We start from the raw sequence: 25,127 nt of genomic DNA, 5'->3' as shown, positions 1-25,127 counted from the left end.
GAGGCATTTATAATGAGTACAACAACGATTCAAACAATCCAAGAAGCTATTGCTACAGAAAAGGAATGGATAATCCATTTAAGACGTCATTTTCATCAATACCCTGAAGCAAGTTTAAAAGAATATGAAACGATTAAGCGAATTAAAGAAGAACTACTAGCCTTAGCTATTCCTTTTGTAGAAGTAGGGGAAACGGGTGTTTTAGCAACCATTGAAGGAGGTCTTGGCGCTGGCAAAACGATTTTGTTACGTGCAGATATTGATGCGTTGGAATTGCCAGATGCAACAGGTGCTGCCTATGCTTCTAAAAATCCAGGACTCAATCATGCTTGTGGACACGATGGTCATGCGGCAGCATTGCTAGGTGCAGCTAAAGTGCTCAAAAAACATCAGGATACCTTTTCAGGAACGATTAAACTGGCCTTCCAGCCAGCTGAAGAAATTGGTGCAGGCGCTCGACAATTTGTGGAAGGAAATTATTTAGAAGCAATCGACCAAGTGTTTGGGATTCATTTAGATTCCAGTGTGCCGGTCGGAAAATTAGTCGCTACCAAAGGCGCCACCAACGCCTCTTGTGATATTTTTAAAATTGAAGTCAGTGGTCAAAGTAGTCACGTCGCCCAACCACAGAATGGCCGAGATGCTGTTTTAGCAGCGGCCAGTATCGTTGTGGAATTACAAAAAATTGTAGCGCGCGAGATTGATCCTTTAGATTCTGTCGTAGTAGGAATTGGCGTTTTACAAGCAGGAACACGCTATAATATTGTAGCAAACCAGGCAACCATTAAAGGTACTGTTCGAACATTTAGTCAGGAAACGCGCCAATTTGTTTTACAACGAGTCGAAGAAATTGCCCATGAAATTGCCCAGTCTCATCGCACAGAAATTGCTGATTTTTCTGTTTATGCGGCAGCGAATCCATTAATTAATGAAGAACAAGCAACCAACCGTGCACAGCAGGTAGCCAGTGAAATTGTTGGTTTTGAAAATGTTGTGACCGATCATCCTAAAAGTTTAGGGGCGGATGATTTTGCTGATTACTTAGCGGTAATTCCTGGTATCTATGGACGGGTCGGTTCACGAAACCCTGAAAATCCTGCTACTCATTTTGGACACCATCATGAACAATTTGATATTGATGAACGTGCCTTACTTTTAGCAGCAGAGTACCACGTACGCTATGCATTAAACTATTTGTCAGAATAATAGGGATAGGGAGCCGACAAAATGATTGTTTGTGGGCTCCTTTCGTTATAAACCAACGTGGCTTGCTTTCTTGTCATTCTATGGTAGAATACAAGCATAAGAAAGGTGATTCACATGTTTTTTGTTTTAACTGATAAATTAACAAGAAAAGTAGCTCCCGATAGTTTAAGAACAGATGAAGCACTGTTGTGGAGCCGAGCAATTAATTTCTTCATCGCTTGATAGCACATTTTTTGACTAGAAAAGCTAGTCTTATTTGAGTGTACGTACAAGCGGTTGTCGGGATTTCTGTCAGGATGGACGACGTGCAGACGTGGTTCTTTTTTTGTTGTCCCAAAATAATCAGTTAACAAGAAAGAAGTGACGAAAATGAGTATTTTAACTATTGAACATTTAACGCATCGATTTGGCGAAAAGGTCTTGTATGAAGAGGCTTCATTGCAAGTGAATAAAGGAGATCATTTAGGCTTAACTGGCCAAAATGGGGTCGGCAAATCCACCTTAATTAAAATTTTAACGGGGGAAGTATTGCCAGACGAAGGAACGATTCAGTGGCAAAAAAATTGCAAGATTGGGTACTTGGATCAGCATGTTTCTGTAGAACAATCACTAACGATGGTTGATTTTTTGAAACAAGCCTTTCAAGAACTTTTTGATAAAGAAGCGAAACTGACAAAACTTTATGAAGAATACAGTCAAACGGCTTCGGAAAAACTTTTAGAACAAGCAGGCAAATTACAAACAGATTTAGATGAAAGTAATTTTTACCAAATTGACACGATTATTCAGGATTTAGCCAATGGGTTAGGACTACAAGCAATTGGTTTGGATAAAAAGTTAGGGGAGCTAAGCGGTGGTCAACGTTCAAAAGTGATTTTAGCAAAATTATTGTTAGAGGCCCCTGATGTGTTACTTTTAGATGAACCCACCAACTATTTAGATGATACACATATTCAATGGCTTGTTCGCTATCTGAATAATTTTGAAGGAAGCTTTCTATTAGTCTCCCATGATTATCAATTTTTAAATGAAGTGACGAATTGCATCGCAGACATTGAGTTTGGCAAGTTAACCAAATATACTGGAAATGTAGAAAAATCTTTTGCACAAAAAGAGCAGAATAAACAAACCTATTTGAAACAGTATCAGGCCCAACAAGAAAAAATTGAAAAAATGGAAGCCTATATTCGTAAATACAAAGCTGGAAATCGAGCAACGATGGCTAAAAGTCGACAAAAACAATTGGACCGGTTGGAACGATTGACTCCGCCAGGTTCCTTGACTAAGCCAGCGATTGAATTTCCTTATCAAGGGTTAGTTGCAACGCAAGCACTAACGACCCAGAAGTTAGTTGTCGGCTATCGGGAACCTTTGTTAGAACCGTTAGATTTAATGGTTCATGTCGGTGAAAAAGTCGCATTGAAAGGCTTTAATGGGATTGGCAAATCAACATTAATTAAAACGTTGACGAAAGTGATTCCTTCATTAGATGGAGAATTTCATTATCCGCTGAATACCAAAATTGCTTATTTTACCCAAGACTTGGCGTGGCCTAATGAGCAGTTAACGCCGCTAGACTATTTATCAGATCGTTTTCCAGATACAACGATTAAAGAGCGAAGAAGTCATTTGGCTAGAGCAGGTTTACCAGATAAGTTAGCAATGCAGTCGCTAGCCCTGTTAAGTGGTGGTGAGCAAACAAAAGTAAAACTAGCGGAACTAATGATGCAAACAAGTAATTTGTTATTTTTAGATGAGCCAACCAATCATATTGATGAAGCGGCCAAAAAAAGTTTACAAGAAGCAATTCACGTTTACCCAGGAACGGTTTTTCTGGTTTCCCATGAAGCAGATTTTTATGAGGAAATTGTGGATCGAGTAATTGATATTGAGGAATTAGTTAAATAAAGAAGAAAGAACCAAGTTGAGGGGGAGTCAACTTGGTTCTTTCTTCTTTATTATTTATTTACTCATTAAGCCATCATGGATTTTTGTTAAATTCCAGTTCATCATGCTGTAGTACGTATCGCCTTCTGTTCCTTCTTTGGCAAGAGAGTCTGTGAAAAGTGTATCGTAAATTGGTCGTTTCACTTCTTTTGAGACCCGTTCCATACTACGTTTATCGACACTGGTTTCAACAAATAACACAGGTGCTTTTGATTTCTTAATGGTATCAATAATCGTGGTCATTTGTTCAGGTGTTCCTTGACTTTCTGTGTTAATTTCCCAAATATAAGCGGCATTTAAATCATAAGCTTTGGAGAAATATTTAAAGGCACCTTCACTTGTAACTAATAATTTTTTATCATCAGGAATATCAGCAAATTTAGCTTTGGCTTCCTCATGTAGTTTGCTAAGTTTTTCGGTATAATTTTTCGCGTTTTCTGTATAGAAATCTTTATTTTTTGGATCTTTTTCTACTAACACGTCACGAATGTTTTCTACATATTTGATGCCATTTTCAATGTCTAACCAAGCATGCGGATCTTCTGTTTGTTCTTGACCGGCACTTGTTAAATATTGTGGCGTAACATTTTTGCTTGTAGAAAAGTAATCTTTATTCTCAACTTTTTTGGCCGTTTTCATTAATTTGTTAAACCAGCCATTTCCGCCTGTTTCTAAGTTCAAGCCGTTAAAGAATAAAATGTCCGCTTCAGAAGCTTTCGCAATGTCTTCTGGTAACGGTTCATATTCGTGAGGGTCTGTCCCAATTGGCACAATACTATGCAGCTCAATTTTGTCTTGCCCAACATTTTTCACTAAATCAGATAGGATCGAGTTCGTTGTCACAATTGCTAATTTTTCTTTCTTTTCAGCGGCTTGATTCCCGCAAGCAGCTAACGTTAACCCTGCTAAAAGTGTTAAAAAAAATAAACTAAATTTTTTCATTCGTTGATTCCTCCATTTCTTTCTCACGGTTTACAAATACTAGGCCTTTCTTTGGTGAGAAAAAGAAAGCCAATAAAAAGAATAAGGCGGCGGTTAAAACAATCGTCGCACCAGAAGCTAAGTTATAAGAATAACTAAAGAATAGGCCAATCACTGAACTTAAAATCCCAAAAGTAGAGGCTAAGCCAATCATTGTCGGTAAGTGATTTGTTAATAGATAAGCTGTTGCCGCTGGCGTAATCAGCATGGCAATGACTAAAATAGTTCCGACGGTTTGCAAAGAAGAAACAGCGACTAATGTTAGTAAAAACATCAATGCATAGTGGAAAAATTGAATATTTAAACCATAGGCCTGAGCCATTGTGGGATCAAAAGAAGTGAGTTGCAACTCTTTATAAAACAATGCCACAAAAATCAAAACAATCACGCCGACGACACAAGTAATTAAAATATCGGTATCTGCGACCGCTAATACATTTCCAAACAGAATATGATATAAATCGGTGGAACTTTTTGCAAAAGAGATAAAAATAATCCCTAAAGCAAAAAAAGAACTAAAGACAACACCAATGGCAGTATCATTTTTTAGTGGACTTTTTTGGGTAATAAAGCCAATCGATAATGCAGCTAATAAGCCAAAAATAGAAGCGCCAAAAATATAATTGAAACCAAACATATAAGAAACAGCGACCCCTGGTAAAACAGCATGTGAAATCGCATCACCCATCAAAGACATCCCACGTAAAATAATGAATGAACCAATTACCCCTGAAATGAGTCCGACAATTATAGACGTCAAAAGGGCATTTTGTAAAAATTGATAACGGAATAAACCATCAATAAATGCAGCAATCATTTTGCAACCCCCTGTATTAATAAATCACCTAACAAATCACCGTATGCTTCTTGGAGCGTTTCTGCAGTAAATGTTTGTTCAACAGGACCCGCAGCAATTAGCCGGTTTTTCAAAACGATTAATTCATCAAAATAGTGGGACACTTTGTGCAAATCATGGTGAACAATGATAATCATTTTACCTTGATTTTTTAATGATTTAAGAATATCCATAATCACTTTTTCACTAGACATATCAATGCCGACGAAAGGTTCATCTAAAAAAATCACCTCAGCACCTTGGGCCAAAACACGGGCGATAAACACACGTTGTAATTGGCCACCAGAAAGTTCGCCAATCTGGCGTTGCGCATAGTCTTCTAATTGCACCATTTTTAATGCAGCCATGGCTGCTTGCTTTTCTTTCTTTCCTGGGCGTTTTAATAGTCCCAAGTTTGGATAGGTTCCTAGCAAGACCGTTTCAAAAACGCTAATTGGGAAACTAAGATCCAAGGCGCTACGTTGTTCTACATAGGCAATGGTTGTTTTTTGTTGGTCAATCGCTTGATTATTTAACAAAACATCACGTTCCTTTGTTTTAATCAAGCCTAATAACCCTTTAATAAATGTTGACTTTCCAGCACCATTTGGTCCGATAATTCCAGTAATTTTACCGGAGGGAATAGTAACGTGGATATTATTTAAAGCGGTCCGTCCTTGATATTGAACGGTTAACGCTTGAACAGCTAAGTTAAAGCTTTTTCTCATGAAATTCCTCCTTTTTAGGTTTGCCTTAAAATCAGTATAAGGGATAGTTTAAGAAAATGCAAATAATTTTTAGGCGCACCTAAATACAAGCGCTTTTTTCACAAAGAAAACCGTTTCTTTCAATAAATTAAGGAGGATCCCATGATTTTTATGACAAAAAATGGTAGAATATGAATGAAAACGACTATTATTTTATATTGACGGAGGATATCATGACCGAAAACTATCAAGATGACACCTTACGCATCTTCAGTTTAAATGCAAATCGACCACTTGCTGAAAAAATCGCAGCATCAGTAGGAACAGAATTAGGAAAAAGCACCGTGCGCCAATTTAGTGATGGCGAAATTCAAATTAATATTGAAGAAAGTATTCGTGGCGATCATGTCTACATCATCCAAGCAACGAATGCCCCTGTAAATGATCATTTGATGGAATTGCTTATTTTAATTGATGCATTAAAACGTGCTAGCGCAAAAACAATTAATGTTATTTTGCCTTACTATGGTTATGCTCGCCAAGACCGCACAGCGAAACCAAGAGAACCCATTACTGCGAAATTAGTTGCTAATATGTTAGTAGAGGCAGGCGCAACACGTTTGTTAACATTAGACTTGCATACTGTTCAAGTCCAAGGATTTTTTGATATCCCAGTAGATAATTTATTTACAATGCCTTTGTTCGCTCATTATTATCGTCAACAAGCATTAGTAGGGGAAGAAATTGTGATTGTTTCGCCTAAAAACAGTGGCGTTCAACGCGCACGTAGTTTATCGGAGTACTTAGATGCGACCTTAGCAATTGTAGACCATGAAGAGATTGATGGGGTGCGCCAAGAAGGTTACGTTATTGGGAATGTCGCTGGGAAAAAATGTATTCTTGTTGATGACATTTTGAATACTGGTCAAACGTTAGCCACAGCGGCGGAAGTTTTAATGAAAAATGGTGCGCAAGAAGTGTATGCTTGCGCCTCGCATGGTTTGTTATCAGAAGGCGCAAAAGCAACCTTAGAAAATGCGCCGATTAAGGAAATTAGTATTACTGACTCTGTTTATACGACAGCAGACCACCAACCATCAACCTTGAATATTATTTCTTGCGCTGAGTTAATGGGGGAAGCGTTACTTCGTATTCATGAAAATAAACCAATGAGTCCATTATTCCGTTTAGAACCAAAAGGAGAATAAGTGATTCCTTAAACTAGAAATAGGTCTAACAACTTTAATAGTGTTGGGCCTATTTTTCTTATCTCTTTTATAAATAGAAGAGAAAGTATTCTGATTTTGTGTTTTAAGCTTTTTATGCTAGAATAACGCCAGAACATAAGGAAAGGGACGAGTCATTTGGAACCCATTTATTTAGATCATGCGGCAACAACGCCGCTTCATCCAACGGTCATTCAAGCGATGACTGAGAATATGCAAACGACTTTTGGCAATCCATCAAGTATTCATCAGTTTGGACGAAAGGCACACGGTCTTCTGGAAGAAGTGCGTCAAACGATTGCCGAGAGCTTACAAGCCAAACCCCACGAAATTATTTTTAATAGTGGTGGTACAGAAGGGGATAACACAGCCATCTTGGCAGTTGCTTTTTCTCGTCAAAAGGAAGGAAAACATATTATTACTACGGCAATTGAACATCCCGCTGTGTTACGAACGATGGAATACTTAGAAACGTTAGGCTTTGAAGTGACTTACTTGCCTGTGAATGAAAATGGTCAGATTTCAATGGATCAATTCAAAAAGTCTTTACGCGAAGAAACGATCTTGGTTTCAATGATGTATGGCAATAATGAAATTGGAAATCGATTACCAATTGCTGAAGTTGGTGCAATTCTTAAAAATCATTCGGCGATTTTTCATACAGATGCCGTCCAAGCTTATGGAAGTGAAGTCATTTTACCTCATGAATTAGGGATCGACTTATTAAGTATTTCCGCTCATAAAATCAATGGTCCAAAAGGCGTAGGTTTTTTATTTAAAAGCGATGCAATCCAATTACCACCTCTTTTACATGGTGGGGAACAAGAAGAAAAACGACGTGCGGGCACGGAAAACTTAGCTGGAATTATTGGCATGGGTACTGCCGTTTCATTACTAACTTCTGCAGAAAAGCAAGCAAGAAAAACAGCCTATCAAAGTTTTCAAACGATTATTTTAAAAGCGTTAGAAGAAGCCAATATTGATTTTTCAATTAATGGTGAACCAACGAATCGTTTAGCGCATGTCTTAAATCTTCATTTAAAAGGAATTCCCAGTGATTTGCTCTTAATGCATTTGGACTTAAGAGGTATTGCGATTTCAACAGGCTCGGCTTGTACAGCGGGAACTGTGGATCCTTCGCACGTGTTGACAGCGATGTATGGAGAAAATTCCTCAGCTATTAAAGAATCAATCCGGATTAGTTTTGGCTACGGGAACACACCAGAAGAAATTGCGACTTTTTCTGAAGTACTAGTTGCAGTGATTCAACAATTGAAAAAATAATCTGATTGCGGCAGCTACAGGTTTTCGCTATAATGAAGATAACAATGAAAATAACGAGGTGGAACCCATGGCATTTACAACAACGGCTGCTGTTGAAGGCTCAACAGTTTTTTACAAAGTACATCCTAGTGCAAAACGCTATACATTAAAAGATAACGGCTTTACTGAAACAAAATCAGGGAACTTTCAATTGATTCGTTCCTTAGATCCAACGCCTCAGAGAAATGAAGGCTTCAAATTGAAAATTACGATCACTGCTGATCTAAAAGAGTTGAAAATGTCCATTACAACGGCAAATGGTTTAAAACCAATGAATATTTTCAAGAATGAACAACATGAAATGAGTAAAGAAAAATACTTTTTCTTAATGGATGGCTTAATTAGCCGTGGTGTATTAGAGAAAGTAGAATAATTTAGAGAAACCTGAAGAAACAAGTGAAAGTAGCTTGTTCCTTCAGGTTTTCTGTTTATTTGAAAGCAACAGCTTGTTGGCTGTGTCTTTGTTCCAAGTATTTTCTCATTATACGCCCGGCTTGCTTTACTTATTTCAAAAAAATAGTATAATGAAAAGCACTGAAAAGTTACGACCTTCAAATCGTGGATGATTTCAGAATCTAATTGAAATGATGGTGATAAAATGGCAGATAACAGCAAAACGCGTGTCGTGGTAGGCATGAGTGGCGGTGTCGATTCATCTGTCACAGCGTTGCTTTTAAAAGAGCAAGGCTATGATGTAATTGGGATCTTTATGAAAAATTGGGACGATACAGACGAAAATGGTGTCTGTACCGCAACTGAGGATTATAAAGATGTCGCAAAAGTAGCGGATCAAATTGGGATTCCGTATTATTCGGTCAATTTTGAAAAAGAATATTGGGACCGTGTGTTTGAATATTTTTTAGCAGAATATCGGTTAGGACGGACACCAAATCCAGATGTCATGTGTAATAAAGAAATTAAATTTAAAGCATTCCTAGATTATGCTATGCAACTAGGCGCTGACTATGTTGCAACTGGCCACTATGCGCAAGTAGAAACGGATGAAAATGGCGTAGTGCATATGTTACGTGGAATTGATAATAATAAAGACCAAACCTATTTTTTAAGCCAATTATCACAAGCCCAATTGGCAAAAACAATGTTTCCATTGGGTGGCATGGAAAAATCAGAAGTTCGTGCAATTGCTGACCGTGCTGGATTAGCCACAGCCAAGAAAAAAGACTCAACGGGCGTTTGTTTTATTGGTGAAAAGAATTTCAAAGAATTTTTGAGTAATTATTTACCAGCTAAAAAAGGCAACATGGTGACAGAAGATGGCGAAATCAAAGGACAACATGATGGTCTTATGTATTATACTATCGGTCAACGCCAAGGCTTAGGAATTGGTGGCGGCGGTAAAACACAAGAACCATGGTTTGTGATTGGGAAAGATTTAACTACCAATACATTATATGTAGGACAAGGATTTCACCATGAAAAACTATATGCAACACATTTAGAAGCTAGTGAGGTTCATTTTACTGTTGATACACCAATGCCAAAAGAGTTTGACTGTACGGCTAAATTCCGTTATCGTCAAGCAGATATCCCAGTGCATGTTTCCTTATCTGAAGATGGCACAAAAGCAACCGTTACGTTTAAGGAACCAGCCCGCGCAGTCACTCCAGGTCAAGCTGTTGTTTTTTATGATGGAATGGAATGCTTAGGGGGCGGCTTAATTGATCGCGCCTACCAAGATGAAAAAGAACTACAATACGTCTAAAAAGTTTCACGAGTTGTGAAACAAAAAGCGTATAGTTAACCAAAAGAAAAGCGGATATGCTGGTCATAAAACCAGTAAATATCAGCTTTTCTTTTTTGTTTTATATGCCTATTTTTTTTAAAATAAGAAAAAGAGAAAAATTAAAAATTCAAATTGTGGATAACTTTTCTGTGTATAACTTAGTCATCATTTTTCTCTTTTTTTAATTCGGCGGTGCTTCGACGAACCCATAGAAGGTTAAGGAGAACCAGACAAGAAGTGGAAATAAAGACCCCACGATAACCGAAAGCGGCAGATACGCTTGAACCAATCATAGGACCAATCACATTTCCTGTCGCTTGGAAAGATTGATTGTAACTGAAAATACGACCTGCAGCGTCACTTGGGGAATAACGAGTGATCAACGTTTGAACAGCTGGTAGTAAACAGGCATCGGAAATCCCAACTAAGAAACGAAGCATGGCAAGCTGCCAGACATTTTGAACAAAGGCCATTGGTAGGTAAACGAAAATGGCTAAAATTAAGCCAATTGTCAAGATGCGTTCACTGCCAATACGATCGCCTAATCGGCCGAAACGAGGGGCGGCTATTAACGTTGCAATCCCTGGAATAGAAGCAATGACTCCGCTAATTAAGGTGACATTTCCGTGACCACCCAACAATTGTTGAATATATAAACTGATGATGGGACTAATTGAATTATTGGAAGCTTGAATGATTAATGTCGTAATAAACATTCCAAGAATCACGTGGGGATGTTCTAGTTTTTTTAAAATTTGTTTCCCAGATGCGGCTTGATTTTTTTCAATTGGCACAAACTCTTCATGGACAAAGACGAGACTCAAAACAAAAACGAGTAATAAAATCGTACCAGTAATGAAAAAGGTTGGCCGATAACCGAAAATAGACGCAGTGACACCGCCCAAAAGAGGACCAAGCAACGTGCCGGTAACAGAACCAGTTGCTAAAGTACCAAGCACTTGACCGCTTTTTTCCTTAGGTGTGCCTGTAGCAACTAACGCAGTCGCATTACTGATATAACCAGAAAAAACACCTTGTAATAAGCGTAAGCCAATCAATTGATAAACACTTGTGACTGCGCCCATTAAACTAATGACGATAGCCATCCCTAATGAAGCGCGTAATAACATTAACTTGCGTCCTTTTCGGTCGGCTAAACGGCCCCACCAAGGTGAAACAATGGTTGTGACTAAAAAAGTGGAAGAGAACGTGATTCCGCTCCAAAAATTCAATTGTTGGTGGGTAAAAGTACCTAATGTGTTGATATAAAGAGGCATGAATGGCATCACTAAGCTAAAGCCAATACCAGCCATAAATGTGCCAAACCATAAAACAAGCAGATTTTTTTCCCAAGGTTGTCTTGGACGGAAAATTTTACTTTTAATTAATTCATACATTCTATTTCCTCACTTTCTAGTAAAGAAATTCAAATTTGGCTTTGGCGAGTCGTTGATCATTCAATGCTTGATGCAATTCATTCGCAAAAAAGCCTTCTTTTAAATTTAGTGGATTTTTTGTAGCGTACACATATAACGTATAGGTGTGCACACCAGAGCGAGGGCTTAACCCCAGATAACGTTCGGTTAACTCAGGTAACGTTTCAGTGGCAAGCGCAGGAATCATCTGTTTCCCCAAAGGAGAAGCAAGACTATTTTTTCCTTGAATGGTAGGCTTGAGTGCTGTTCGACTAAAGTCTTCAGGAATCTCATTGGTTACAGGAACATTGGCAGCTAACCAATGAATAAAAGGGAAACCGATTAGAGGAATCGTGTCATAATCAACTAATTCCCAGGATAAATAGCGGGCTTCTTTAGGAATGGCCGCTAAAGAAATAGGAAAAGATAAAATAGGACGTTCGTGTAATAAAAATTCTGCACTGGTTCGTTTGCCATAACGATCGACCAAATGAGAACGGTTGGTAATATGCATGCCAAACAGCCTTCTTTCAAAAATAATGTTTACAAATTATTATTATAAACTATAATTTATAGTTTAAAAAGAGTCAATAGATATGATAAACTAATACTTGTCCAAAATTTAAGAATTGGAGGCGTCAGAAAGATGGCAAAAAAACGGAATTTAACGAAAGCCAAAATCCTTGAAAGTGCCCGCAATCTAGCGGAAGAATTGGGCGTTCAACAATTAACCTTTCAAAATTTAGCCGTTGATTTAGGCATCAAGTATCCTTCACTCTATAATCACTTTAAAAATATTGCTGAAGTAAAAAATGCTCTAGTGGACTTGTTAATTCAAGAATTAAATGATGCATTGCGAAGAGCCTTAGTGGGTAAGAGTGGCGCAGAAGCAATTCGGATATATGCTGAAACGTACCAACAATTTGCTTTTGAAAATTCTGCAGTCTATGAATTACTTATCAGTGTGCCGAAAACGCAAAACCAACAATTAATTGAAGGCATCCATGAAACTAATCAAATTATCTTACAACTTTTAGCTTTTTATCCATTTAATAATGAAGAACGACTGCACAAAAGTCGAGAACTACGTAGCTTAATCCATGGTTATATTACCTTACGTTTTTTAGGTTATTTTCAACGCGAAGAAGCCACGCCGGAAGAAAGTTATCGTCGCATGATTGAAGATTTTATTGCTTCTTTAGAAGTGGCAGGATAAAATAAATTTCAAAAATTTCTCAGTCCGAAACCAAATCCTTGCAACTTTTTCAGAAAGTGACTATGATACCTACAGTAGCAAAAAAAGGAGCGGTTCAATGTATCAAGTAATTACAATGTATGGCGACAATGAACCTTGGTGGTTTTTTGATGATTGGCAAGAGGACATTGTTCAAGAAAAAACCTTCGATAACTTGACCGATGCAGAGACATATTATGTGGAAGTTTGGCAAAAACTTTCTCAGAATTATACATACGTCAACACAAAGCCTAACTATTTAACGGCTTTCTGGAATGATGGGGAAGAACGCTGGTGTGAAGAATGCGATGAAGATTTACAACAATACTTCGGTTTAGCATTACTAGAAAATCATCATGCGGTTACTTTTGAAAATAAAGCTGAGTTTACCACAATATCCAATCATTTTGGCAAAACAAAATTCTGCAAACGGAAAGTTATTTGAAACGCATGAGTTTAAAGAAAAACCTCAGGGAATTTTCTTTAAACTCTTTTTCTATTCTCGGAATTTAGAGAAAATCGAGCTAATATTTGGTATAATACGAAAAGATAGCACTCAAAAAGGAGCGAAACTAGTGGTTGCAAAACAATTAATTATTGCTGAAAAACCTAGCGTAGCAAAAGATTTAAGCCGCGTTTTAGGAGCAAATCAAAAAAATAAGAATTATTATGAAGGACCCAACGTGATTGTCACATGGGCTTTAGGCCATCTCTTAGGACTAAAAATGCCAGAAGATTTAAACAAAGAATGGCAAACGTGGCAAATGGAAACTTTACCGATGATTCCTAAGAATTTAGGGATTAAACCGTTACCGAAAACGGGACATCAATTAAAAGCGATTAAACAATTAGCCAATCGTAAAGATGTTTCTGAAGCCGTGATTGCCACCGATGCTGGTCGTGAAGGTGAATTAGTGGCCCGCTGGATTTTAGAATATGTCCGTTTTAACAAACCAGTCAAACGCTTATGGATTTCATCTCAAACAGACAAAGCCATTAAAGACGGGTTTAAGAAAATTCGCCCAGCGAAAGACTACGATAATTTGTATTACTCTGCCTTGGCGCGCGCAAAAGCTGACTGGTTAGTGGGTCTAAACGTCACACGGGCCTTGACAGTGAAATATCAAGATAACTTATCCGCAGGTCGTGTTCAAACACCCACTTTAGCAATGGTACGCCAACAAGAAAAAACGATTGAACAATTTAAGCCTCAAACTTATTTTACTATCTCGTTATCTGTTGAATCAGAAAAAGCAAAGATGACCCAAAAAAATCCATACGCTTTGAAAGAACGGCAGGAAGCAGAACAATTAGTCAAAGAACTCTCAAAACAAAAGGGCTTAGTTACCGATATCCAAGAAAAAGTTAAAACAGAAAATGCGCCGTTACCATATGATTTAACCGAAATCCAGCGTGAAGCCAACCAGCGATTCCAATTTTCTGCAAAGAAAACGTTGTCTCTTGTACAAAGTTTATACGAAACCCATAAAATTGTTTCCTATCCTCGAACTGACAGCAAATATCTAACAACGGATATGAAAGGAACGATGAAAGAACGACTTCAAGCCATTGCTGATTTTTCACCAGAAGTGAAAGGCTACCTTAAAAATGGGGCCGTTGTTAAACAACAAAAAGTTTTCCAAAATGCAAAAGTCACGGATCACCATGGGTTGATTCCAACTGAACAACGTCCTCGTTATGAAAAGCTAAGTAATGATGAACAAAAAATCTATCAAATGATTGTTCAACGATTCTTAGGTTTGTTTGCTGAGCCAAATCAAACCAAACAAACAAAAGTTACAGTCGCTTTTGGAAAAGAAACATTTGTCTTTCATCAAAATAAAGTAGTTGTTGCTGGCTGGAAAACAACAGCCGAACAGCCGCTATCCACTGTCCAATGGCAAAAAGGCATGACCGTTGCGCCAAACTTTACCATTAACAAAGAATTAACGTCGCCGCCAAAACCATTAACCGAAGGAACGTTGTTAGGAAAAATGGAGAAACACAGTTTAGGCACACCGGCAACGCGAGCTGAAATCATTGAAAAACTGATTAAATCAGAATTGATGGAACGAACCAATAGCGGTTTAAGTGTCTCTGCCAAAGGAAAGCAACTATTAGACTTGGTGAATCCATCACTTGTGACACCTGAACTAACGGAAAAATGGGAAAAGTCGCTCGAAGCAATCGCTTCGGGTCAACAAAAGAGTCAACTTTTCTTAAAGGATATTGAAGAGGATACGAAAAAATTAGTCCGTGAAATTAAACAAAGCGAGAAAAAATATCAAGATTTTTCCATTACGCAAAAAAAATGTCCAGATTGTGGCTCAAACTTACGGGAAAAAAATACGAAAGATGGGAAGATTTACGTTTGTACAAACCAAGAATGTTCTTATCGTCGGCGAAAAGATCCTAAAGTATCCAATCACCGTTGCCCACAATGCCATAAAAAAATGGTCATCATAGAAGGAAAAAATGGTCGTTCTTTCAAATGTAAATTCTGTTCGATTACTGAAAAAATTCCCGATAAAAAAGAACGAAAACAAAAAATGACTAAACATGAAGAACGTCGTTTGATGAAAAAATATTCACAACCAGACGAACCAGAAGAAAGTGCTTTAGCGCAGGCCTTAAAAGCCGCTATGAATCAAGAGTAACGACTTGACGAATGTTGGCTCTAAATAATCAAGTCATCCTTGTTGGTCTTTAGTAAACTTTCAAATAGAAAGAGAGGGACACGGATGCTCGCAAATTTAAATCAAGCAATGGATTATATTGAAGAACATTTAACGGAAGAAGTATCCTTCGATGAATTGGCAAAAAAGACAGGGATTTCTGTTTACCATTTTAAACGAACTTTTTCGTTTATTGCGGGGATGAGTCTGGCTGAGTATATTAAAAAGAGACGTTTGGCGGAAGCAAATTTAGCATTACTTGCTGGTGAAAAAGTGACAGATGTAGCTTTTAAATATGGTTATCAAAGTATTGAAGGATTCTCAAGAGCTTTTCGCGATTGGACAGGACAAGCCCCTTCTGAAGTAATGAAAACACAAATCCAAAAAACGTTCCCTAAATTCTCTTTCTATATTGATATTAAAGGAGGACAATCAATGGATGTTAAATTGATTGAAAAACCAGCGTTTCAAATAGTCGGAGTTAGTCAGAAGGTTCCCTTGCAGTATCAAGGGGAAAATCAAGCAATCATGGAATTAGCACAGCGCATTACACCACAACAACGAGCGGAAATGCATACATTTGATGATGTATATCCTCATCAAGTAGTAAATGCTTCTTTTGACTTTCAAGAGGGACGAACAACAGAGGGTGGAGAAATGACACACATGATTGGCTTTGCCACTTCGCAAGAAAATACCTATGAAGATTTGGAGCAACTAAGCGTACCTGCTCATACATGGGCGGTTTTTCCAAATGAAGGTCCTTTCCCTCAAACTTTACAAGAAACCTGGGCAAGGATATTCTCTGAATGGTTGCCTTCATCTGGTTACCAAGTCGTTGCAGCACCAGAAATTTCGTTTACGCAATATCAAGGACCAGCAGAAGCTAAGTATAGTGAAATCTGGCTCGCTGTTACAGCTACTAAATAAAGAAAACCCACCATTGAAAAATGGTGGGTTTTTCCGCCAAGAAGGAGAAAGTTTGGTATAATAAACGTGAAGAAAAAATTCAGACCTTCTAAACTGAAATCTAGCTATGGATAAGTGATGCGAATACGGAATCATGGAGAAAAAATAATTCTCCGAGGTTTTAGAGTCATGTTGTTTAGAATGGTACCAAAACGAACCTCCGCTCTTCTTATTGATACGTTTTGTTTTAGAGTCATGTTGTTTAGAATGGTACCAAAACTGTGATATAAACGGCGTTAGCCCATGATACGTTTTAGAGTCATGTTGTTTAGAATGGTACCAAAACTGGGTTGACTAAAGAGCCGTCAAAAGTTTTGTTTTAGAGTCATGTTGTTTAGAATGGTACCAAAACTCAAGAAATTGCATTAAGTTCAAAAAATTTGTTTTAGAGCCATGTTGTTAAAAAACAAACTATCACCACAAGCAATCCGTAATTTTCATCACAAGATTAGAATTTTTATCATCAAAGACGAGCTGCTTCGATTTTCGAAAACTAATCAAGTGATAAGTCAAAATGTTGATAGATTGAGATTAGTTCTTCCTTTTTTTAGGAAGGGCTTTTTTTATTGATAGAAGAAAGGGAAGAAATCTTGGGAGCACCTAAAAAAATTGTGAGAAATGCTTCTGTATTGTTTGGTTTCTGCCTCAGAAAGTTGTATACTTAGATTGGAATTATTCTATATTACATGCATTTTCACACTTTTTGGAAAAGTTCACTTGAATTTTCTTTTAGTTTCGTAGATAAAAGGAGTCATCGCTAATGGAAATGAACAATTCAGGTAAGCTTGTTTCTTTGTGTGGAGGCAAATCAGGGAGGAAATAATATGTTTGATATTGTAACATTGGCGAGAATCCAATTTGCGATGACAACAGTTTTCCACTTTTTCTTCGTACCGTTTTCAATAGGATTAGCACTTGTTGTAGCAATTATGGAAACAATGTACGTTGTGAAAAAAGAGGAACGTTATCGTAAAATGGCCAAGTTTTGGGGAAATATATTCCTATTAAGCTTCGCTGTTGGGGTTGTAACCGGGATTATTCAAGAATTTCAGTTTGGGATGAACTGGTCTGATTATTCTCGATTCGTCGGAGATATTTTTGGGGCACCGTTGGCGGTAGAAGCGCTCTTAGCTTTCTTCTTAGAGTCAACATTCTTAGGTTTATGGATCTTTACTTGGGATAAAATGAATCCGAAAGTTCACGTAACCTTTATCTGGTTAGTCGTATTCGGTTCAATGATGTCTGCTTTCTGGATTTTAGTTGCGAATAGTTTTATGCAACATCCAGTAGGTTATGTCATCAATAATGGCCGTGCTGAAATGGTGGATTTTGTAGCTGTCATCAGCAATCCAAAAGTTTGGTATGAATTTTCACACGTTATCATGGGCGCCTTTACATTGGGCGGCATGGCAGTAGCTGGTATGGCTGCTTTCCAATTGTTGAAAAAACGGGATATTTCATTCCACAAAGCATCTATGCGCATTGGCTTATGGGTTACTTTGTTCGGTTCAATCGGCGTTTTATTAGCTGGCGACTTGCAAATGAAAGCTCTAATTGAAGGACAACCAATGAAATTTGCGGCGATGGAGGGGGCCTATGAAGACTCTGATGATCCTGCTGCTTGGACATTGATTGCTTGGGCAGATGAACGGGAACATAAACAAGTTTTTGGTATCGATATTCCATATATGCTAAGTATTTTATCGTATAACAAATTATCAGGTTCGGTTGATGGAATGGATACAGTCAACAAGCGCTTGGTAGAAAAATATGGGGATGATAAAAATTATTATCCACCAGTTAACACTTTATTCTGGAGCTTCCGTATCATGGCTGGTTTTGGTGCCTTAATGTTATTGGTTGCTGCCTTAGGACTATTCTTTACAAGGAAGAAAAAACCATCGCTGTACGAGAAGAAATGGATGCTGTGGATTGTTGCTTTATGTACGTTCGCACCATTCCTTGCCAATACAACAGGTTGGTTAGTCACTGAATTAGGTCGTTATCCGTGGACTGTCTATGGATTATTTACGATTGAACAAAGTGTTTCACCAAATGTATCGGTTGCTTCATTAATTACGTCAAATGTCATTTATTTCTTATTATTTGCTGGTTTAGGTAGTGTCATGGTTTACTTGGTCATTTTAGAATTACGTAAAGGACCGGACTATGAAGCGAAAAAATTAGCGAAAGAAAATGAACCAGCGTTGGATCCATTTGATAAGGGGGTATTTGGCGAATGAGTACACTACAATTATTATGGTTTGTCCTTATCGGCGTCTTGTTCTCAGGTTTCTTCTTCTTAGAAGGATTTGACTTTGGTGTTGGAATGGCCGTTCAAACGTTGGCACACAATGACGACGAAAAAGATCAAGTCGTTGCAACAATTGGACCTGTTTGGGACGGAAACGAAGTTTGGCTATTAACAGCGGGCGGCGCAATGTTTGCCTCTTTCCCATATTGGTATGCTTCATTATTTAGTGGCTACTATTTAATTCTATTTACGATTTTATTTGGCTTAATTATTCGCGGAGTTTCCTTTGAATTCCGCCATAACATGCCGGAAGGTAAACGTCGTCGGATGTGGAACTGGACACTATCAATTGGTAGTTTCCTTGTACCGTTCTTCTTTGGTATTTTGTTTATCAGCTTAGTCCAAGGGATGCCTTTAGATGCAAACGGCAATATGCATGCGCAATTTACGGATTATTTTAATCTGTTTTCAATTGTTGGTGGAGTAGCCTTAACATTACTTTGCTACTTACACGGTATGAACTATATTGCTTTAAAAACAGAAGGCCCAATTCGCGAACGTGCTCGAAATTATGCAGAAATCTTATACGGCGTTTTATATGTCGGTTTAGTTGTTTTTGCAGTGTTGATGTACTTCAAAACGGACTTTTATGAAAAGAACTTTGCGGTCACTTTAATTTTAACGTTAGCAATTGTGGTCTTAACGGTCATTGCTAATGTTGGGGTGTTTAAACGCAAAGAGATGTTAGCTTTTCTAGCGAGTGGTTTAACATTAGTTGTACTAGTTGCTCTCTTGTTCAGTGGCTTGTTCCCACGTGTTATGATTGGTAGTGAAGGTTTTGATTTGTTGATTAAAGATGCAACAAGCACACCATATACACTAAAAATTATGACGTGGATTTCTTTAAGCATTTTACCATTCGTGTTAGCTTATACTGCTTGGTCCTATTATATTTTCAGAAAACGTATTTCACAGACAGTCGTACCAGAGGGGTATTAAATCTATGATTGATAAAGACATCTTACAGATGCCTAAAATCAAAAAAATTCTTGTCTTGCTTGCAGGTTTTTCTTTCCTGCAAGCAGTCTTTATAATTGGGCAAGCTTTTTTTCTTTCAAAAGCCATTGTCGGCCTTTGGAGTGGCGGGCATCTTAACCAACAACTACAGAGTATTTTACTCTTTTTTATTTTTTATCTTGGTCGACATGTTATTACGTATTTTCGTGAGAGAATGCTCGATACATTTAGTTATGAACGCTCGAAAGAATTACGCGAACAATTATTAACTAAAATTTTCCGTTTGGGGCCAAATGTTGTTCAAAAAAATGGGACTGGAAATATGGTTACCATGGCTTTAGAAGGCATTAGTCAAACCGAAAATTATTTACAATTGATTTTGACAAAAATGATGAATATGATGATTATTCCTTGGATTATTTTGGCCTTTGTTTTTACACAAGATATTCGTTCAGGCGTAACATTGCTGATTGTTTTTCCGATTATTATTATTTTTATGATTGTGTTAGGTTATGCAGCACAAAGTAAAGCGGACAAGCAATATGCGGCGTTTCAAATGCTTTCCAATCATTTTATTGATTCCTTACGAGGAATTGACACGCTGAAACTGTTTGGGTTGAGTAAAAAATATGCTGGGAGTATTTACCATACAAGTGAACGATTCAGAAAAGCGACCATGAGTACATTGAAAATTGCTATTTTATCAACCTTTGCGTTAGACTTTTTTACGACATTATCGGTAGCTGTTGTGGCAGTTTTTCTTGGATTAAGTTTATTAAACGGCACGATTTTATTATTTCCTGCCTTGGTTACTTTAATTTTAGCACCCGAGTTCTTTTTACCGATTCGTGATTTTTCAAGTGATTATCACGCAACCTTAGATGGAAAAAACTCTTTTCAAGCGATCCAAGCGGTATTAGCATTGCCAGAAGCAGAACAGACCGATGTGCTCACGTTAGATGATTGGCATCAAGAAAGTCAGTTGTCAGTCACAGCGTTAAATTTTTCCTATGAAGATGCAACGCAAGAAGCGATTCAATCGTTGCAATTCTCTGTTGATGGTCGCAAAAAGATTGGAATTATTGGGGCGAGTGGTTCTGGTAAGTCAACGTTAATTAATTTATTAAGTGGCTTTTTATTGCCAACAGAAGAAACGAGTCAATTGGCGATAAACGGTCAGACGATTCCACATTTTTTACAAAAAGACTGGCAAAAGCAAATCCTTTATATTCCGCAAGCGCCATATATTTTCCAGGATACTTTGGCAAACAATATTCGCTTTTATACACCTGAAGCAACAGATGAGGCGATTCAGCAAGCGATTCAGTTAGTTGGCTTAGACGAGCTGGTTAAAGATCTTCCCGAAGGAATTCATACCTTGATTGGGGAAAGTGGTCGAATGTTAAGTGGGGGACAAGCGCAACGAGTAGCGTTGGCCCGCGCCTTTGTCGATCAAAAACGCCACGTCTTGCTGTTTGATGAGCCGACAGCGCATTTGGATATTGAAACAGAAGTTGAAATGAAAGAGCGCATGTTGCCATTAATGAACAATCATCTTGTCTTCTTTGCGACACATCGTCTGCATTGGATGGAAGAAATGGATTACATTTTAGTGATGGAAAAAGGTCAATTAGTGGAACAAGGAACGCTAGCAGAGTTGATTGAAAAAGATGGCTACTATGTTCAATTAATGAAGCAAATGAGAGGAGGACGCCAATGATGGAAAAACAGCCGACAACGAAAGACGTTTGGAAAAACGATCAATGGGTTCGTCCTTTCTTAAAACGCTATAAAAAAACCTTGTATTTTGCCTTACTTTTAGGCTTCTTGACGTTCTTTAGCGCAGGGGCATTAATGTTTACGTCTGGTTACTTAATCAGTCGTGCGGCTTCCTTACCAGAGAATATTTTATTAATTTATATTCCCATTGTTTTAACAAGAGCATTTGGGATTGGCCGTCCTGTTTTTCGTTATGTGGAGCGTCTAACGAGTCATAACTGGGTGTTAAAAATGACCTCTGATCTGCGCTTGAAACTTTATAATGTACTAGAAAAAGATGCGATTTTCTTTAAGACAAAATATCGCACTGGGGATATCTTAGGTTTGCTTTCGGAGGATATTAATCATATCCAAAACTTGTATTTACGAACGATTTTCCCAACCGTTATTGCTTGGATTTTGTATATCTTTTTAGTGATTGCGTTAGGTTTCTTTTCTTGGTGGTTTGCTTTATGCATGTTACTGATGTTAGGAGTGGTTGTTTTTCTATTACCACTTGTTTCAGTTCTAGTGAATGGTGCGCGTCAAGAAAAACATAAATATGCCAAAAATGAGTTATATCAAACACTAACCGACAATATTCTAGGTGTGTCTGATTGGGTATTTAGTCAACGAGGCTCTGAATTCGTTGCTCGTTATGAAACAGATGAAGCAAACGTTCGTGCATTAGATGAAAAAATGAAGCAATTTAACCGTGGCCGAGACTTTGTTTTACAACTTCTGTTTGGTGTGATTGCGATTGCTGTCTTAGCTTGGACTAGTGTGCGGTTTCCAGGTAATCATGGGGGTGCAGCCAATTGGATTGGTGCCTTTGTTTTAACCGTTTTTCCGTTAATTGATGCTTTTGCTCCGCTACCTGCTGCAGCACAGGAAACAACGATTTATAAGGATTCCATTCGTCGTTTTAATGAGCTTCCTGAAGGGGAAGATGACTCAACAGAAGCGCCTGTTCAGCCAAATGGCACCAGTTTATCGATAGAACATTTGTCTTTTGCATATGAAAATCAAGAGAAAAAGGTATTAAATGACTTATCGTTAACAATTCCTGAAAAACAAAAATTAGCGATTTTAGGGCGCAGTGGTTCCGGAAAGAGTACGTTGGCTTCGCTCATTCGTGGTGATTTACGGCCTACTTCGGGAGAAATCCTTTTAGGAAATATCCCAACTGAGGCATTTGGTGAGACGATGACTGAATATATTGGGGTTATGCATCAAGCACCGTACCTATTTCGAACAACCATTTTAAATAATATTCGGATTGGTAGAGAAGAAGCAAGCGAAGCAGAAGTTTGGGCGGTTTTAGAAAAAGTTGGCTTAAAAGAAATGGTTGCCCAATTACCAGAAGGTTTACAAACAATGGTGGATGAAGCAGGTTTGCGTTTTTCTGGTGGCGAACGACATCGCTTGGCACTAGCGCGGATTCTTTTGCAAGATACACCGATTGTGTTATTAGACGAACCAACTACTGGTTTAGATCCAATTACAGAACAGCAATTGCTGGAAACCTTTTTTGAGGCATTAAAAGATAAAACCGTCATCTGGATTACCCACCATTTGCAAGGCGTAACTTTGATGGATCAAGTGATCTTTATTGAAGATGGCCAATTAGAGATGAGTGGTACGCCAGAAGAATTACTTGCAACCAATGCGCATTATCAAAAACTTTACCGAATTGATCGTGGCATTAGTTCTTTCGAGGAATAAAAAAACGACTGGTTGTTGATTAAAGCAAACAATCAGTCGTTTTTCTATTTCAATTAATGGCAATTCTTCCATAAAACGTTTAAAATGAACGATGTAATAAGAGCTCAGTTAAGGAAAGTAAGGTTTCTTTTGCTGTGCCATCAGGCAATTGTTGAATATCAGTGATTGCTTTGTTGGTTACTTTTTTAGCAAAAGCTTGTGCTTCTGTAACGCCATGATAGTCGTTGACTAGCGCCGCAACTTCAGCTGCCTCTTCTAAGGTAATGGCGCGTCCTTTATCCAAATAAGGGCTGAATACGTCAGGTGCTGCTTGATAAGCGAAGAGAAGGGGTAACGTATAAACACCTTGTGACAAGTCTTCTAAAGCGGGCTTTTTCAAGGTTTCCGTGTCGGCAGTATAATCTAAAATATCGTCATAGACTTGAAAAGCAATGCCAATATGACGGCCAATTCGTTTAGCTAAACGTTGGACTTCTTTTGAACTATGACCGAAATAGGCCCCTTCAAGACAGCTTAGTGAAAAAAGTTCGGCTGTTTTGCCGTTGACACTTCTTAAATAAGCAGGAATCGACATGCGGCGGTCAAATCGATGACTCATTTGATCGAGTTCACCAAGTAATAACCGTTTCATTCCTTGTGCATTGATTTTCATAAATTCAGAGCCATTCATGGCATCTGCAATCAAAGTAAAGAATTCAGTGAATAGTAAATCACCTGTGTAAACAGCCACGTCTTTACCATATTGTGATTGAATAGTCACAGCGCCTCGGCGCAATGGAGAATCGTCAATAATGTCATCGTGAATCAACGTAGCCATATGTAGGATTTCCAAAGATGCAGCTATTTTTAATAATTGTTGTTTCTCTTGTTTTTCTTCATCACCCAGTTGAGCAAAAAGAAAGAAAAAAGCGGGGCGTAATAATTTGCCGCCAGAACGAGCCAAAGTTACTAAGGCTTCTTCAATGTCTTCGTTGCGTGTATGCAACGTTTGTTCAATTAATTCACATGTTTCCGTTAAAGAACGTTCAACGTCAGGAAACGACTTCCAAAATGTGTTCATAAATATACTACGATCCTTTCAGTGGTTCAATACTATTTGATTGTATACGAATTGGCGACAGAAATACAGTAATTAAGTTTTAAAAGTAACAAAGTTTGTAAAAAAGTAGCGGAGGGATAGTTTGAATCGAGAAATATTTTTTGAATTAGTAGAATTAAAAGCAAAAACAGCGAGTGTTTTGCCATTTTTGTTAGGAATTTGTTTTAGTTGGTACCAATATGGGCGGCTCCATGTTGGTTATGTTTTAATTTTTTTCATTGCGATGTTTATTTTTAATATGGCGGTCGATATTTTAGATAATTATAATGATTACCATCATGCCACAGAAGTTCATGATTATAAGGAAAAAACGAATATTATCGGTCGAGAAAATTTGTCTTTGCCATTAATACGCAAAATGATTTTTTGGATGATTCTCGTTTCTGCTTTAATGGGGATTGGGTTGTCATTTATTGTTGGCTGGCCGTTATTAATTATGGGTCTTTATTGTTACTTAATTGGTATTTTTTATTCATCAGGACCGAAACCTTTGTCCAGTCTACCATTAGGGGAAGTTTTCTCAGGATTTACAATGGGGTTCATGATTACCCTTATTTGTGTCTACATTAATACGTTTGAAGTTTTCAATTGGTCAGCAGCTAATTTATGGGGGATTTTCTTAGTCGCTTTACCTAATACTTGTTACATTGCTAACTTAATGTTAGCAAATAATATCTGTGACTTAGAGGAAGATGAAAATAACAAGAGATATACATTAGTTCATTACCTTGGCAAAGCAAGTTCTTTGAAATTATTCGTCGGATTAAATACAATAGCAATGTTAGCCATTTTGTTAGCTGTCGGGTTAGGATTAACCCCGCCAACAATGTTACTCATGCTTTTAACTTTACCTTTTGTACGGAAACAAACCCAAGCCTTACTGAAGGAACAAGTGAAGAGTAAAACATTTGTTTGTGCTGTGAAGATCTTAGCTGTGGGAGCAACTGCACAAGTGCTATTTTTTGCCATAGGTTTGTGGTGGCTGTAAATTTTTTATAGAGTGGAAGGGAAT

General features: G+C 37.8%; 21 protein-coding genes. 15 read left to right on the top strand and 6 right to left on the bottom strand.

All coding sequences use genetic code 11. The annotated features are described in order from the left end of the window. Nucleotides 1-12: 12 nt before the first annotated feature. Together IGL37_RS08745 and IGL37_RS08740 are read left to right on the top strand one after the other, a co-directional pair. Entirely contained in the window at nt 13-1,206 is a 1,194-nt protein-coding gene (locus IGL37_RS08745; protein ID WP_033917895.1) for an amidohydrolase, read from the top strand. 369 nt (nt 1,207-1,575) lie between these two features. After that, nucleotides 1,576-3,114 carry an ABC-F family ATP-binding cassette domain-containing protein gene (locus IGL37_RS08740; RefSeq protein ID WP_002362078.1) on the top strand — a complete coding sequence of 513 codons (1,539 nt, stop codon included), beginning with the start codon at nt 1,576-1,578 and terminating at the stop codon, nt 3,112-3,114. Between the two features lie 54 nt (nt 3,115-3,168). Here the strand turns inward: IGL37_RS08740 and IGL37_RS08735 are convergent, their stop codons facing one another. The 3 genes from IGL37_RS08735 to IGL37_RS08725 are packed head-to-tail and all read right to left on the bottom strand — an operon-like array spanning nt 3,169 to nt 5,697. Continuing rightward, nucleotides 3,169-4,095 (bottom strand): metal ABC transporter substrate-binding protein, encoded by a 927-nt coding sequence (locus tag IGL37_RS08735; protein ID WP_002356954.1) that lies wholly within the window; start codon nt 4,093-4,095, stop codon nt 3,169-3,171. Next, nucleotides 4,082-4,951, bottom strand: a complete 870-nt coding sequence (locus IGL37_RS08730) for a metal ABC transporter permease (protein ID WP_002364373.1) — start codon at nt 4,949-4,951, stop codon at nt 4,082-4,084. The genes IGL37_RS08735 and IGL37_RS08730 overlap by 14 nt, the downstream gene beginning before the upstream one ends. Then, a complete protein-coding gene (locus IGL37_RS08725) occupies nt 4,948-5,697 on the bottom strand; it encodes a metal ABC transporter ATP-binding protein (RefSeq protein WP_002360005.1) in 750 nt (249 codons plus the stop codon). The genes IGL37_RS08730 and IGL37_RS08725 overlap by 4 nt, the downstream gene beginning before the upstream one ends. Nucleotides 5,698-5,909: 212 nt before the next feature. Here IGL37_RS08725 and IGL37_RS08720 point away from each other — a divergent pair, with 212 nt between their 5' ends. From IGL37_RS08720 to mnmA, 4 genes are all read left to right on the top strand, one after another. After that, nucleotides 5,910-6,884, top strand: a complete 975-nt coding sequence (locus tag IGL37_RS08720; RefSeq protein ID WP_002360006.1) for a ribose-phosphate diphosphokinase — start codon at nt 5,910-5,912, stop codon at nt 6,882-6,884. 156 nt (nt 6,885-7,040) lie between these two features. Beyond that, a complete protein-coding gene (locus IGL37_RS08715) occupies nt 7,041-8,186 on the top strand; it encodes a cysteine desulfurase family protein (protein ID WP_002360007.1) in 1,146 nt (381 codons plus the stop codon). A 67-nt stretch (nt 8,187-8,253) separates the two neighbouring features. After that, entirely contained in the window at nt 8,254-8,598 is a 345-nt protein-coding gene (locus IGL37_RS08710) for a DUF1831 domain-containing protein (RefSeq protein ID WP_002356959.1), read from the top strand. A 225-nt stretch (nt 8,599-8,823) separates the two neighbouring features. Beyond that, a complete protein-coding gene (gene mnmA, locus IGL37_RS08705) occupies nt 8,824-9,948 on the top strand; it encodes a tRNA 2-thiouridine(34) synthase MnmA (protein ID WP_002356960.1) in 1,125 nt (374 codons plus the stop codon). Nucleotides 9,949-10,127: 179 nt separating this feature from the next. On the opposite strand, the gene IGL37_RS08700 is transcribed toward mnmA, so the two are convergent. Together IGL37_RS08700 and IGL37_RS08695 are read right to left on the bottom strand one after the other, a co-directional pair. Next, nucleotides 10,128-11,366: a multidrug efflux MFS transporter gene (locus IGL37_RS08700; protein WP_002362074.1), complete on the bottom strand. Its 1,239-nt coding sequence runs from the start codon at nt 11,364-11,366 to the stop codon at nt 10,128-10,130. A gap of 16 nt (nt 11,367-11,382) precedes the next feature. Next, nucleotides 11,383-11,898 (bottom strand): YbhB/YbcL family Raf kinase inhibitor-like protein, encoded by a 516-nt coding sequence (locus IGL37_RS08695; RefSeq protein ID WP_033917896.1) that lies wholly within the window; start codon nt 11,896-11,898, stop codon nt 11,383-11,385. A 132-nt stretch (nt 11,899-12,030) separates the two neighbouring features. On the opposite strand from IGL37_RS08695, the gene IGL37_RS08690 reads away from it, so the two are divergent. The 8 genes from IGL37_RS08690 to cydC all read left to right on the top strand — a co-directional run bounded on the left by IGL37_RS08690 (nt 12,031) and on the right by cydC (nt 23,016). Further along, nucleotides 12,031-12,600 carry a TetR/AcrR family transcriptional regulator gene (locus tag IGL37_RS08690; protein ID WP_002356965.1) on the top strand — a complete coding sequence of 190 codons (570 nt, stop codon included), beginning with the start codon at nt 12,031-12,033 and terminating at the stop codon, nt 12,598-12,600. A gap of 97 nt (nt 12,601-12,697) precedes the next feature. Then, entirely contained in the window at nt 12,698-13,063 is a 366-nt protein-coding gene (locus IGL37_RS08685; RefSeq protein WP_002356966.1) for a DUF1033 family protein, read from the top strand. Between the two features lie 130 nt (nt 13,064-13,193). Beyond that, nucleotides 13,194-15,275: a DNA topoisomerase III gene (locus IGL37_RS08680; RefSeq protein WP_002362072.1), complete on the top strand. Its 2,082-nt coding sequence runs from the start codon at nt 13,194-13,196 to the stop codon at nt 15,273-15,275. Nucleotides 15,276-15,359: 84 nt separating this feature from the next. After that, the gene (locus IGL37_RS08675; protein ID WP_002409797.1) at nt 15,360-16,223 is read left to right on the top strand and encodes an AraC family transcriptional regulator; all 864 of its coding nucleotides are present in this window, start codon (nt 15,360-15,362) and stop codon (nt 16,221-16,223) included. A gap of 863 nt (nt 16,224-17,086) precedes the next feature. Continuing rightward, the gene (locus tag IGL37_RS08670) at nt 17,087-18,505 is read left to right on the top strand and encodes a cytochrome ubiquinol oxidase subunit I (protein WP_002356974.1); all 1,419 of its coding nucleotides are present in this window, start codon (nt 17,087-17,089) and stop codon (nt 18,503-18,505) included. Next, nucleotides 18,502-19,515 (top strand): cytochrome d ubiquinol oxidase subunit II, encoded by a 1,014-nt coding sequence (gene cydB / locus IGL37_RS08665; protein WP_430598773.1) that lies wholly within the window; start codon nt 18,502-18,504, stop codon nt 19,513-19,515. The genes IGL37_RS08670 and cydB overlap by 4 nt, the downstream gene beginning before the upstream one ends. Before the next feature lie 4 nt (nt 19,516-19,519). Continuing rightward, nucleotides 19,520-21,253 (top strand): thiol reductant ABC exporter subunit CydD, encoded by a 1,734-nt coding sequence (cydD, locus tag IGL37_RS08660; protein WP_002364369.1) that lies wholly within the window; start codon nt 19,520-19,522, stop codon nt 21,251-21,253. Then, nucleotides 21,250-23,016, top strand: coding sequence for a thiol reductant ABC exporter subunit CydC (gene cydC, locus IGL37_RS08655; protein ID WP_002364246.1), 1,767 nt, complete (start codon nt 21,250-21,252; stop codon nt 23,014-23,016). Before cydD ends, cydC begins: the two co-directional genes overlap by 4 nt. Nucleotides 23,017-23,095: 79 nt before the next feature. On the opposite strand, the gene IGL37_RS08650 is transcribed toward cydC, so the two are convergent. Next, a complete protein-coding gene (locus IGL37_RS08650) occupies nt 23,096-24,076 on the bottom strand; it encodes a polyprenyl synthetase family protein (protein WP_002360015.1) in 981 nt (326 codons plus the stop codon). A gap of 121 nt (nt 24,077-24,197) precedes the next feature. Here IGL37_RS08650 and IGL37_RS08645 point away from each other — a divergent pair, with 121 nt between their 5' ends. Next, complete coding sequence (locus IGL37_RS08645; RefSeq protein ID WP_002360016.1) at nt 24,198-25,103, top strand: prenyltransferase; 906 nt, start codon at nt 24,198-24,200, stop codon at nt 25,101-25,103. The last annotated feature ends 24 nt before the right edge of the window (nt 25,104-25,127 follow it).

The sequence above is a fragment of the Enterococcus sp. AZ119 genome (assembly GCF_050546175.1).
In the GTDB taxonomy this organism is placed as follows: Bacteria; Bacillota; Bacilli; order Lactobacillales; family Enterococcaceae; genus Enterococcus; species Enterococcus faecalis.
The sequence above is the reverse complement of the archived record's forward strand: the minus strand, read 5'-3'. Positions and strand labels throughout refer to the sequence as shown.